The organism is Paenibacillus ottowii (assembly GCF_006874425.1).
Lineage (GTDB): Bacteria > Bacillota > Bacilli > Paenibacillales > Paenibacillaceae > Paenibacillus > Paenibacillus ottowii.
Map to the genome: position 1 here is coordinate 350,883 of NZ_VIJZ01000003.1, position 12,374 is coordinate 363,256.

Here is a 12,374-nt window from a genome sequence, read left to right on the forward strand (position 1 = left end):
TGCATAGGACGGAATCGACATGGCATCCCAAATCTTCATGTACAGCTTAACGCTTCATCATGCAAAAAAACTGCCTAAAAGGACGAATTCCTTTTGAGGCAGCTTTCAGTCCATGACTTATATGTGGTCAGCGCTGCTTAACGTACCAGCCAGCCGCCATCCACCGCCAAGATATGACCGTTCATGTAGTCCGAACCCTGACTGGCGAGGAAAACAACAACCCCCATCAGATCAGACGGATCGCCCCAACGACCCGCAGGAATACGCGACAAGATTTCTTGATTGCGGTTTTCATCCGCACGAATTGGAGCGGTATTCGCCGTAGCAATGTAACCAGGAGCAATCGCGTTAATCTGAATGTTATGAACCGCCAGCTCGTTTGCGAATGCCTTGGTCAAGCCAGCTACTGCATGCTTGCTTGCTGTATAAGGCGGAACGAACTTGCCGCCCTGGAAAGCAAGCATAGAAGCGACATTGATAATCTTCCCGCTTTTTTGCTCTACCATTATCTTCGCCACTTCTTGGCTCAAATGGTATACAGCATTCAGGTTGATTTCCATAACAGCGTCCCAATCTTCGTCTTTATACTCCAGCAGAGGAGCGCGGCGAATCGTACCCGCATTATTGACAAGGATATCAATTTTGCCAAATTCCTTGATGCACTCTTCTACAAGCTTTTTAAGGGATGCTTTTTCAGTTAGGTCGGCTTGGTGAAAGGCAAACTTCACACCCGTCGGCTCCAGCAGACGTCTTGTTTCTTCATAATCATCATTGTTAGCTACAATGAACAGGTTTGCGCCTGCTTTGGCCAAAGCTACGGAGTATCCTTGACCCAAACCAGTGTTGCCTCCTGTTACAATCGCTGTTTTACCTTTGAGACTGAAAAAATCCAATGAAAAATGGTCCAGACCCATGCCTACGCCTCCATCACACATTAGTATAAAACCTATATTTTCTGAAGCCTACAACGCTGCACGTACTTCTTTATATTTAGCTACATAACGGGCTGCATTTTCTGTGATCAAGTCGTAGCGACCTTCCTTGGCTGGAGCCGTCAAATTGCCTCCAATTCCCACGGCCACACATCCGTTACGCAGCCAGGTTTCCATATTGTCCAGATCAACGCCACCGGTTGGCATAATCTGTACGTGAGGCATTGGCCCTCTAACAGCCTTAACAAAGTCCGCACCCATCGTATTGCCCGGGAACAGCTTCACGACATCACTACCCAATTTCATGGCTTCCTTGATCTCGTTCAGCGTCATACAGCCTGGCATATAAGGAATCGCGTACAAATTGCATAGCTTCGCTGTTTCCTCTTCAAAAGCAGGACTCACGACAAACTCTGCTCCGGCCAGAATAGCAATTCTCGCCGTCAGTGACTCCAGTACAGTTCCTGCACCAATAACTGCCCGGTCCTTAAATTCGTCTTTCAATCTTCGAATGACCTGATCCGCATCCGGTGTCGTGAACGTAAGCTCAATATTATCCAAGCCGCCTTCAATACAGGCTTTGGACATTTGATACGCTTCCTCTGCCGTGTTTCCCCGAATGACTGCAACAACACCAACCGAAGTGATATGTTCCAAAACTTTCTTTTTCGTCATGTTCCTGATCCTTTCCACGAATGGGATGGCCATGGTTCCTCAGCCGCTTGCAGGTCTACGCTCCAATGCAAAAACCGGATTAACGCAGCTCGCTCATGGCTACCTGATCCATGTCTTTATATGTTTTATTTTCACCGGCCATGCCCCAAATGAAGGTATAGCTGCCTGTAGCCGCACCGCAATGGATAGACCAAGGCGGAGAAATAACGGCTTCATCATTTTTCATGACCAGATGGCGCGTTTCGTTCGGCTCACCCATTAGGTGGAACATTCTCGCGTTTTCATCCAGCTCAAAGTAGAAATACACTTCCATGCGACGGTCATGAACATGGGTCGGCATGGAGTTCCACACACTGCCGTTCTCTAGTGTGGTCATACCCATAACCAATTGGCAGCTTTGAATGCCTTCATCATGGATAAAGCGGCGTAACATACGGTTATTGGCTGTTTCTTGCGAACCCAGACTTTCAGACGGCACATCAGCAAAAGACTGCTTTGTCGTCGGGTACGTGGTATGGGCCAAGGCTGAAACGATATAAAATTTCGCCGGCTTTCCACTGGAATCGCTTTCAAAGATCAACTCCTTGGCACCTTTACCTACGTAGAGGCAGTCTTTTATGGCCAGCTCGTAAGTTTCACCATCCACCTTGACCGTACCGCTGCCGCCGACATTAAAAACACCCAGTTCACGACGCTCCAAGAAAGTTTCCGCTTTGATTTGATCGCTGCCTTCCAGTGCAACAGATTTATTCACGGGATGAATGCCCCCGATAATAACACGATCTTCATGCGTATAGACCAGCTTTACTTCCTCAGGTACAAAAAGCTCCTGGATCAGATAGTGCTGACGCAACTCTTCAGTTGTAAAATGCTTGGCATGTTCGGGATGAGTTGAATAACGCATTTCCATAAAAACATTCCTCCTGTTTAGATAAATTTTTTTATCAACGGAATCATTATAAAAGCGGTTTCTAACTCTACTTCTTAGCTAGAATTGTAATAATTATCTAAGATGGTGTCAACCCAAAACTTCATCATTCCTAGGAAAAGCCTTAATATTCGCGATTTTTTACATGTTTTTTACCTTTTGATAAACAAGGACATATTTTTTTATCTATTTTATCCAAAAAGTTTTTAGCAAATATATCAACTTACTCATTGTGAAAAACCGATTTATGTGATAATTTCATTTTATTCAGGCGGTGCATACGCTTACAGATTTAGTTTACTAAACATAAGGAGGAATTCAAATGACCGCAACATTGGATGCTGTTACCTTTGGAGAACCTATGGCCATGTTTTACGCCAATGAAGCAGGCTCTCTGGATGAGGTGCGTTCATTTACCAAAGCGCTGGCTGGGGCGGAGACGAATGTTTCGGCTGGTTTGTCGCGTTTGGGACTAAGAGCAGGACTCGTGACCAAACTCGGGGAGGATACATTCGGCAGGTTCATTGCCGATGCACTGCGTCAGGAGAAGATCGACACTCAAAATGTCATGTTTACCAAAGACCGCTCTACCGGGATGCTGATTAAGTCTAAAGTTACCAGCGGCGATCCTGAGGTCGAATATTTTCGCAAGCATTCCGCCGCTTCCACACTGAGCATCGCTGATTTTAACGAAGCTTACTTTGCCGAGGCTCGCCACTTGCACTTTACAGGTATTTCTGTCGCACTTTCCCCTGAATGCCGCGACTTCGCCCGCCATGCAAAGCAGTTTATGAAAAAGGCAGACAAAACCGTATCCTTTGATCCTAACCTCAGACCTAAATTATGGGCTGACACGCAAACGATGGTGAAGGCAATTAACGAAGCGTCCGAGGGTTGTGACTGGCTGCTGCCAGGCATCCATGAAGGTAAAATATTAACAGGCTATACTTCGCCTGAAGATATCGCTTCGTTCTACCTCGATCGCGGCACCTCGCTGGTGATCATCAAGCTGGGAACCGAAGGCGCCTATTACAAATCCGCAGATGCGGAGGGGTATGTCAAGCGTTTCCGGGTTGATCATGTCGTAGATACCGTCGGCGCAGGCGACGGCTTTGCCGCAGGTGTGATTAGTGCGCTGCTGGAGGGCTTACCCCTGGCTGAAGCGGTCAAGCGCGGGAATGCACTTGGTGCGCTGGCTGTCATGTCAGCCGGAGATATGGACGGCTATCCGACACGAGCCGAACTGGAATCCTTTTTGCTCAGCGCCAGCACGAATTAGACCGGGTTTATTCCCCGCATAACCTTTACCGCTATTAGCGCAAAGTCAACAAGGCCGAATTCAATGTCAGCCTTAACTTCCAATAGCCCGTGTTCGCATTTGTGTACCTGAGCAGCATACGCATACTCAGATCGCACAATGGAATACGGGCTTTTTTTATAATAGATGTCAGAATGCCGTCTACAGCGTTTTGATGGATTCTCCGCGATGGATATCCGGCACAAATCGGTAAATAATCGGCACTGACTCGCCGCCTTCTTCAATGCTGGACAGCAGCGTTTTTGCCGCCTGCCTCCCCATATCCGCAATCGGTTGTGTAATGGTCGTAATCGGCGGATTATAAATATGGGCAAATTCCGCGTCGTCAATCCCGATAACGGACAGCTCTGCCGGAATACGAATGCGGCGGGCATTCACATACTTCAACACCTCAGCCAACACAATATCATTTCCGGCCAACAGCGCAGTCGGCGGCTCTGGCAGTTGAAACAGTTCTTTCAGCGTCTGCTGGATTTCTTCTCTCGGTACACTGTGCATATATTCATCACGAGAAGGCAAGCCATGCTCCTCCAGCGCCTTCTTGTATCCGCTGAGCCGCTCCACTCGGGGAGTAATCCGATTCAGGCCAAGGGGCAAGGTAATCAGCGCAATTCGCTCATGCTTGTGAGCCACAAGCTCCTGAATCGCCAGCTTAACCGCCATTTCGTTATCCAGCAGCAGACTGCGCGTATTGACACCGTCCACCAAACGGTCCAAAAACACCAATGGATATTTCTCACGAATGAGTTGGTTGTAAATGTCTGCATGCTTGCCTGTCGGGAAGATGATCAAGCCGTCCACTTGACGGGCCTTGAGCATCTCAATATACTGGCTTTCCTTATCAGGATTTTCATCGGCGTTGCAAATGATCACCTGAATGCCAAAGCGCTGCAATTCCTCCTCAATCGCACGGATAGATTGGATCGACAGCGTATAGTCAATGTTGGCTACAATAACTCCCACCATAAATGTCCGGTTTTGCTTCAAGCTGCGGGCCAGCCCGTTAGGCTGATAGTTCAACTCTTGAATAACCTCCGCAATCCGGTCTTTGGTCTGGTCACTCATATATTTATATCGTTTGTTCAGAAATTGCGAGACCGTGCTTTTAGACACTCCCGCCCTCTGGGCAACATCTTCAATCGTCGGCTTCTTCATCGGTACACTCCTTGTCTTTCATGTACTGCGTTAGTGCAACAAAAGTATATCTTTTTTTTAGTAAATTTACCACACTTCTATTTATGAATGCCATTATGATATGTTTCGAGCTTACTTGTACAGCAACATTTCCGCCTATTCCGTTTTCCATATATCATTTTTGATTTTCTACTATTTCTTCTCTATGCAGCAAAAAGAGGCAGCTCAAGATGTTCTCTTGAACTGCCTCCACGTATATAACTCTATCGAAAGGCCAGGTTCCAGCTAACGCAACGCTAAATAACTGCTTGGGTTAGTGTGCCGGAACAGGCGTTGCAGACTGATCTGGTGTATCGTGCTCGACCAGTGAATGCTTTTCCCATAACCGACTTCTCCAGCGGGCATACATGATGACAGCACGAGTCCACTCATCAGCAGCAATCGCCAGCCACACGCCAGCGAGTCCCATATCCAGCTTGAACACCAGCAGATAGCCGAGAGGCAAGCTCATACAGACCATGGAGATCAACCCCATATAGACCGGGAACTTGGCATCTCCAGCAGCACGCAATGAGTTAATGATGACGATATTCGTCGTCCGTCCAGTTTCCAGCAGAATGCTAAGTAAAATAACCTGCGCACCCAAACGAATAATTTCAGGGTTCTCCGTAAACAAACCGAGCAAGGGAACACGGAAAAAGATAACCACCGCATCAATAATCACAGTCACGAGTAGCGCCCATTTCACACTGTTCAATACACGTTTATAAGCCGTATCCTTCTCTCTGGCTCCCACGAGCCTTCCCACTACGATAGCCGTTCCCATACCGACGGCCATACTGAACAAGTAGATATAGCTCGAAATATTATTCGCATACTGGCGTGTTGCCATCGCTTCTGCACCCAGATAAGTCACGTACAGTGTGAATATGAGCTGACATGACTGATACATAATAGACTCCAGTGCGGATGGTACACCGATGCGCAATATTTTGGAAATGAACTTTTTGGACAAGTGAACGTAATATTTCCACTCGACACGCACCTCAGTGACCCGGTACATCAGCCAGAAGAAAATTAAGAGACAAATAAAGCGGCTACCGACTGTAGAAATAGCAGCACCTTCTACACCAAGTGCAGGCATGCCCCAATGCCCCAAAATCAAAACATAGTTGCCGACCACGTGGATCACGTTCATAAAAACCGATACATACATCGTTTCTTTGGTAAAGCCGTGCGTACGAATAGTCGCCGCCAGCGAGTTAATCAATGCCTGAAGGAAAATGGCCCCCCCGACGATACTCATATAGGATTCTGCGTAAGTCAGAATATCCCCCTGGACATTCAGCCATTGCAACATATGAGTACCGAACACAAGAAAAGTTACGCTAAGCAAAAGACCTACCATTAAATTCAAAGTAATGGCCGTACCCGTCACCTGGGCCGCTTCGACTAGTTTCTTAGAACCGATATATTGAGCTACGACGATAGCAGCGCCGTTGCCGATAACCTCCAGTACAAGGATGGCAATTGAAATAATTTGATTGGATGCGCCCACACCCGACACTGCATTATCCGATACAGAGCTGAGCATGAATGTATCGACGCTTCCCATTAACATAAACAGGAACAATTCAAGGAAAATAGGCCATGTCAAACGGAACAAATTCAGTTCCTTGGCTTCGGACAATACCGAACCCTTTTTTAGTGCTCTAGTTGTCATTCATTCACCTTTCTTCATAGAATATTTAATGATCAAAGGGTATGTTAGCACAGTCATTCTGAAAATACATCCCGTTTACGTAAAATGATTTGAAAAATACGTAAGAATTCATTTATCACCTTCTTTATATTTGATTATCGAACTTTATTGAAACAAGTTGTTGCAAGAATATAGCCATAATCGGTCCGCTCGATGTCTTGATGAGCTTAAGGTTATAATAGGATACGAGCTTGTGAGCATTGCCGCTGACAGGCTGTGCAGATTGTTGTATGCTTTCTAAGCATAATTTGTAAATTAGAAATGGAACATATAGGCCATTCATAGGCTTAAACGGTAATAAAGGAGGCTTTTATAGATGACTCAGTCATTTCAAGCCCTTGTCGTCGATCAGACACAGGACGATGAAGTTCAAGCAGAGGTACGTTCTTTGGAAGCTGCCAGTTTGCCTGCTGGAGAGGTATTGATTCGTGTCGCTTATTCCAGCATCAATTATAAAGACGGGCTTGCCGCCCGCAAGGATGGCAATATTGTCAAAGCCTATCCATTCGTACCCGGCATAGATTGCTCGGGAACCGTTGTTTCATCCGAGGATAGCCGCTTTAGCGAAGGACAAGCGGTGCTCGTTACTGGCTACGGGCTGGGTGTGTCTCAATTCGGAGGATTCAGCCAATATGCTCGGGTGCCTGCGGACTGGGTAGTTCCGCTTCCAGACGGACTCACGCTGAGAGAGGCGATGATTTTCGGGACAGCCGGATTCACCGCAGCCCTGTCGTTATATCGGCTGGAGCAAAACGGCGTTGCGCCGGATAAGGGCAAAGTACTCGTCACCGGTGCGACGGGTGGTGTAGGCGGTGCAGCCATTGCTTTGCTGCACAAGCGGGGCTATCATGTCGTGGCCAGTAGCGGCAAGGCCGAATCGCATGATTACCTCAAGGCGCTTGGGGCAGCCGAGGTTATTTCGCGTGAGGAGGTTTACGACGGTACCGAAAGCATCCGTCCGCTAGGCAAGCAGCTGTGGCAAGCGGCTGTTGACCCTGTAGGCGGAAAGCCGCTCGCTTCGCTGCTCAGCCAGATCGCCTACAATGGCTCGGTTGCCGTGAGCGGCCTGACGGCAGGCACCAAGCTGCCTACGACAGTGCTGCCGTTTATTTTGCGCGGCGTAAATCTGCTGGGCATAGACTCTGTCTTCTGCCCCTATGACACCCGCGCAGCGATTTGGAAGCACCTTGGCAGTGATTGGAAGCCGGAACAGCTGGAGCGGCTCGTTGAGCGCGAAATCGGCTTGGCTGATCTGCCAAGCGCGCTCGAAGACATCCTCGCCGCCCGTTCGCAGGGTAGAACGATTGTACGGCTGGCTGATTGAGCGGAAGGTTGTCCGCAAGCTATCCGTTGTCGTTTTTTTGCAAAAAGAAGTGTTCATTCCGTAGGGTCTAACGATCTAGCAATAAAACCTATAAGAAGCCTGTAAATCTGTAGTTATGAGATTTACAGGCTTCTTTTTTTGTGTGATACGCTTCTTTTTTACGTGTGATACATTGGAGAGAAAGTGAAATACACTCAGATGCGAGCCATCTCTTTTTCACATCCGAATGAACCTTTTGGAGACTCCAGTTGTTATATAGGTAAACTGCACGAGAAAGGAGAGCCATCCTTGGAGAGTAATCGGGAACTGTTTGATCTGTATCAACGGGATGTATACCGAACCTGCTACTACATGGTCCATAACACCTCGGATGCAGAGGATTTAACGCAGGAAGTGTTTATCATCCTGTTTCGTAGCAATCGTGAGCACATCGAGCAACTGAAAGCCTGGATTATGAAAATCACGGTCAATCATTGTCTGAACCATCTTAAACGCCAAAAAAGCCTGCATTTGAAAGTATCGGCCAATCCTCATCTTTTTACTGGGACAGAAAATAAGCCTGTGGACAGGCAGGTGGAGGATCGCGAGTCGGCGGAGGAATGGGCGGTTTATATGAACCGCCTTCCGGCCAAAATCCGCGCTGTGCTGACACTTCGCTATATGCACGATTTCACACTGGCGGAAATATCCAAGTTGCTGGAAATTCCGCTGGGAACCGTCAAATCCAGGACACACAAAGGGCTAAAGTTAATGGAGCAAATACTGCGGGAGGCTGGCGCACAGATTCCCACGATGGAAGGAGAGAACTATGAACAACGTAGAAAAGGCATTGAAGCGTAAGTTAAATGACGATTCTGCATTGGCTTATCCTAACTTTGATGAGATGTGGAATCGGATGGAACAGGCAGGACATACAGTTCCAACGCTAACCGACGTTTCCGATTCATTTACTCCACACCGGCATAGAAATTGGCGGAAAGTAGCTATCGCCGCCTCGCTAAGTGCACTTCTCGTTGCCGTTCCCGTCTATGCCGCCATCCATTATAACTGGGGCAATCTGCTGTACGGAAGAAGTGGAATTGAGACGGCGTTAGCTCAAAACCTGGGGCAACCGTTGGAACAGTCTGTCACCAAAGACGGAATAAAGCTGACGTTGCATACCGCTATTGTCGATGAGAACCGGACCGTGATTCTGTACAGTCTGGAGGTCGGAAAACGCGCAGACAACGAGTTTTGGAATGTTAAAGGTGTATCACTTAAAAATGCTGCGGGAAAAAGTAGCGCAGGAGAGTATAGCTTCCAGCAATGGGATGAGAAAAACCAACGCTATAACGGCTACTTTGAAAGTGATTGGACACCGCAGCAAGAAACAGAGAACGTGCGGCTGACCGTAGATCATATGGAGCTCACCAGCGTTCAAGAACTGGATTTGCCGCTCGATATCACATCGCCTCAAAAACAAACTTTCAAGCTGGATCGTAACGGCTTACAAGATATGAAGATACAGGTGTTCGAGCAAGGAAAAGATAAACTGATGTTGGCATCAGCGATTACTTTTGATTCGTCTATACCAAAGGAATGGGATAATCCGCAAATTATCGCCTACAAAGATGGGAAGCCTGTGAAGCCTCAATCTGGAGGGACTTTTGGTACACCGGGTGAGAACGGAGAATACACGGCTCAGCAGTATTTTACTAAAGGCGATATACCAAAAGGGCAGACCAGTTTCAAGCTGCAATATGCACAAACGGAGAAAAGTACACATGAGCCCCTAAACTTTGACTTACAGTTAAGCAAGAAGAAAATGGAGAGCGGTACAATAAAAAGTGTGCTGAATACTCCATTAGAGAATGGCAACCCGAATTTTATGCTGGAACAAATGATTGTTACACCGACACAAATCCGTGTCACGATCAGAAGTGAAAAGAAATTCGCCATGTTACCTTATCAAAAGTATTTTCTTTCTGTGAATGGCACAATATTAGAGGGTAATCGCTGGTCTTCACCTGATCAGGACCACGATCTGAATACGATCCGTTTTGAACGGCCGGCCAACATTGTGATTAACCGGGATACTCCCATTACTTTTACCGGCAAATACAAGGTCACGACCCATTCGGATGACAAAACACCTCAGCATTTAACTGATATTTCAGAGCAAAAGCAGACACTAACGACGCAAATCGGGGGCTATCCTGTAAAGTGGACCTACTACAAGCAAGGATCGGACTTATTTGTGGAAACTGAAAGCGAGGATGCTCACTTTGGGGGGATCAACCAGACACATATTGGTCTGGGGAAGGAACGAATGATTGGCAAGCCGATCACAGCCAACTTTGCCGGAGATGGCAATAACAAAGCAGTGGATGTCTACAAAAACTTCAAGGAAAAGGAAGCTTCTATTTATATGTTCTACTATACAACAGACGACCCGAAAGCCGAGACGACCGTACCCTTGCAGCCTTTGACTAACAATAGCAAAACATCCAAATAGACAAAGCTATAAAAAGAAGGTTCTCTATACCTGTGTGATTAACGGTATAGGGAACCCCTTTTTATTGGTCTAATGAACCCCTGTCTGCGGCGAAGCTGTGATATCCCCACCTTACTTTACAGAGCCTTGCGTAACACCATTGATAATCCATTTTTGTGCAATCAGGTAGACAATAATCATTGGCAGCAAAGCCATCAGGTACGAGGCAAAGGCCAGATTAAAGTCGGTATTGAACTGCCCCTGAAATACATACTGAACGAGCGGCAATGTATATTGCTCCGCATCGCTAATAATAATGAGCGGCAGCAAAAAGTCATTATATGTGGACAGACAAGTGAGAATCCCCACCGTAGCACTAATCGGCGCCATCAGCGGGAATATAATGCGCCAAAATGTCCCCCATGTCGTCGCACCATCTACCGTGGCCGCCTCTTCCAAGGCTACCGGAATGGAGCGAATATAACCCACATACACGAAGACATTAAACGCCAAGCCATATACCGTATGCAGCACAATGAGGCCCACCAGATTGGTCATATGAAGTCCCGAGGCCAGCTTCACAATCGGCAGCATGATGATCGGAAACGGAATAAACATAGCGCTCACAAAGTAAAAATATAACCCCTTGAAGAAACGCCGCTGCATATTGCGGGCAATGGCGTAAGCAACCATGGAATTGGTGAGCAAAGTGAGTACGACCGTCGAGGTCGTCACCATCACACTGTTCCGAAAAGCGCTGAAGAAATGGGTCATTTCCACTGCACGACTAAAATTCTCCCAATGCAGCTCCGTTGGAAAGGCAAAGGCGGAATGCGCCATCTGCTCAGGACTTTTAAGTGCAATCGTCACCGTCATATAAAGGGGAAACAGGATAAATATTGTCCCCAGCGCAACCAGAATCAGCACAGGCCAGTTAGTACGTCTGCTTGTTTTCATCAGTTATCCATCTCCCTTCTCTGGAGGAATCGCAGCTGTAAGATGGAAATGATCGCGATCACAATAAAGTAAATCACTGAGTTAGCCGATTGATAGGCAAATTCCCCGCCTCTAAAGCCTCCAGTGTATATCAGATGGGAAATCGACTGCGTGGCCCGACCCGGTCCACCGTTCGTCAAAGCCACGATCTGATCGAATACCATCAGGGAATTTTTCATCGCCAATACCATATTGATCGTAAAAAACGGAGCAATCAACGGAAAGGTAATGCTCCAGAATTCACGCCATTTACCTGCACCGTCCAGATTGGACGCCTCATACAGACTGGTCGGGATCGTTTGCAGCCCTGCCAGATAAAGAATCGTATTAAAGGCAATGCCCTGCCATACGGCTACGATGACCACCCCCACCCAAGCTAACTGCTCACTTCCCAGGATGTTTGTCGATAATGAACCGATGCCCAAATTCTGTCCCCAAATCGTAAACACGTTCGAGAACAGGTAATTAAATATGTAACCTACGATCAACACACTCAATATATTAGGCAAGAAATAAATTCCGCGAAAAAAATTGCGAAAACGTATTTTAACGTTTAGCCCCATGGCTATCAGCAAGCTGAGAATATTAATCGCAATGGTAACCACAATCGCAAATTTGAAAGTAAACCAGTATGCGTTACCCACATTGTCATCCTGAAACAAATTAATGTAGTTCTTAAATCCGACAAAGTCATACTGATGGCCGAATCCATTCCAATTGGTAAGCGAATAATACAATCCCTGCAGGGCAGGCAAGGTTAAAAACAGAAAAAACAATAGCACTGCCGGCACCGTCATCCAGTAAAAAGTCGTTAGTCGCTTATTCATGTCTC

The 12,374-nt window shown here is 46.9% G+C and carries 11 protein-coding genes; 4 read left to right on the forward strand and 7 right to left on the reverse strand.

The window, feature by feature from the left end; translation table 11 throughout:
- Window positions 1-137: 137 nt before the first annotated feature.
- The 3 genes from kduD to kduI all read right to left on the reverse strand — a co-directional run bounded on the left by kduD (window position 138) and on the right by kduI (window position 2,517).
- On the reverse strand, window positions 138-914 hold the full coding sequence (gene kduD, locus FKV70_RS08580; RefSeq protein WP_013373613.1) for a 2-dehydro-3-deoxy-D-gluconate 5-dehydrogenase KduD: 777 nt from the start codon (window positions 912-914) through the stop codon (window positions 138-140).
- A gap of 48 nt (window positions 915-962) precedes the next feature.
- Entirely contained in the window at window positions 963-1,607 is a 645-nt protein-coding gene (locus FKV70_RS08585; protein WP_063207133.1) for a bifunctional 2-keto-4-hydroxyglutarate aldolase/2-keto-3-deoxy-6-phosphogluconate aldolase, read from the reverse strand.
- Between the two features lie 79 nt (window positions 1,608-1,686).
- A complete protein-coding gene (kduI, locus tag FKV70_RS08590; RefSeq protein WP_142612552.1) occupies window positions 1,687-2,517 on the reverse strand; it encodes a 5-dehydro-4-deoxy-D-glucuronate isomerase in 831 nt (276 codons plus the stop codon).
- A 340-nt stretch (window positions 2,518-2,857) separates the two neighbouring features.
- Here kduI and FKV70_RS08595 point away from each other — a divergent pair, with 340 nt between their 5' ends.
- A complete protein-coding gene (locus tag FKV70_RS08595; protein ID WP_142612553.1) occupies window positions 2,858-3,814 on the forward strand; it encodes a sugar kinase in 957 nt (318 codons plus the stop codon).
- 180 nt (window positions 3,815-3,994) lie between these two features.
- Here the strand turns inward: FKV70_RS08595 and FKV70_RS08600 are convergent, their stop codons facing one another.
- Together FKV70_RS08600 and FKV70_RS08605 are read right to left on the reverse strand one after the other, a co-directional pair.
- Window positions 3,995-5,008 carry a LacI family DNA-binding transcriptional regulator gene (locus FKV70_RS08600; protein ID WP_063207143.1) on the reverse strand — a complete coding sequence of 338 codons (1,014 nt, stop codon included), beginning with the start codon at window positions 5,006-5,008 and terminating at the stop codon, window positions 3,995-3,997.
- 292 nt (window positions 5,009-5,300) lie between these two features.
- A complete protein-coding gene (locus FKV70_RS08605) occupies window positions 5,301-6,710 on the reverse strand; it encodes an MATE family efflux transporter (protein WP_064797670.1) in 1,410 nt (469 codons plus the stop codon).
- Between the two features lie 355 nt (window positions 6,711-7,065).
- Here FKV70_RS08605 and FKV70_RS08610 point away from each other — a divergent pair, with 355 nt between their 5' ends.
- The 3 genes from FKV70_RS08610 to FKV70_RS08620 all read left to right on the forward strand — a co-directional run bounded on the left by FKV70_RS08610 (window position 7,066) and on the right by FKV70_RS08620 (window position 10,567).
- Window positions 7,066-8,073 (forward strand): acrylyl-CoA reductase family protein, encoded by a 1,008-nt coding sequence (locus FKV70_RS08610; RefSeq protein WP_142612554.1) that lies wholly within the window; start codon window positions 7,066-7,068, stop codon window positions 8,071-8,073.
- A gap of 288 nt (window positions 8,074-8,361) precedes the next feature.
- Window positions 8,362-8,913: an RNA polymerase sigma factor gene (locus FKV70_RS08615; RefSeq protein WP_142612555.1), complete on the forward strand. Its 552-nt coding sequence runs from the start codon at window positions 8,362-8,364 to the stop codon at window positions 8,911-8,913.
- Window positions 8,882-10,567: a DUF4179 domain-containing protein gene (locus tag FKV70_RS08620; protein WP_142612556.1), complete on the forward strand. Its 1,686-nt coding sequence runs from the start codon at window positions 8,882-8,884 to the stop codon at window positions 10,565-10,567. The genes FKV70_RS08615 and FKV70_RS08620 overlap by 32 nt, the downstream gene beginning before the upstream one ends.
- A 111-nt stretch (window positions 10,568-10,678) precedes the next feature.
- Here FKV70_RS08620 and FKV70_RS08625 read toward each other — a convergent pair whose 3' ends face one another.
- Together FKV70_RS08625 and FKV70_RS08630 are read right to left on the reverse strand one after the other, a co-directional pair.
- Window positions 10,679-11,503 carry a carbohydrate ABC transporter permease gene (locus FKV70_RS08625; protein WP_063207158.1) on the reverse strand — a complete coding sequence of 275 codons (825 nt, stop codon included), beginning with the start codon at window positions 11,501-11,503 and terminating at the stop codon, window positions 10,679-10,681.
- The gene (locus FKV70_RS08630; protein WP_142612557.1) at window positions 11,503-12,369 is read right to left on the reverse strand and encodes a carbohydrate ABC transporter permease; all 867 of its coding nucleotides are present in this window, start codon (window positions 12,367-12,369) and stop codon (window positions 11,503-11,505) included. Before FKV70_RS08630 ends, FKV70_RS08625 begins: the two co-directional genes overlap by 1 nt.
- Window positions 12,370-12,374: the final 5 nt, after the last annotated feature.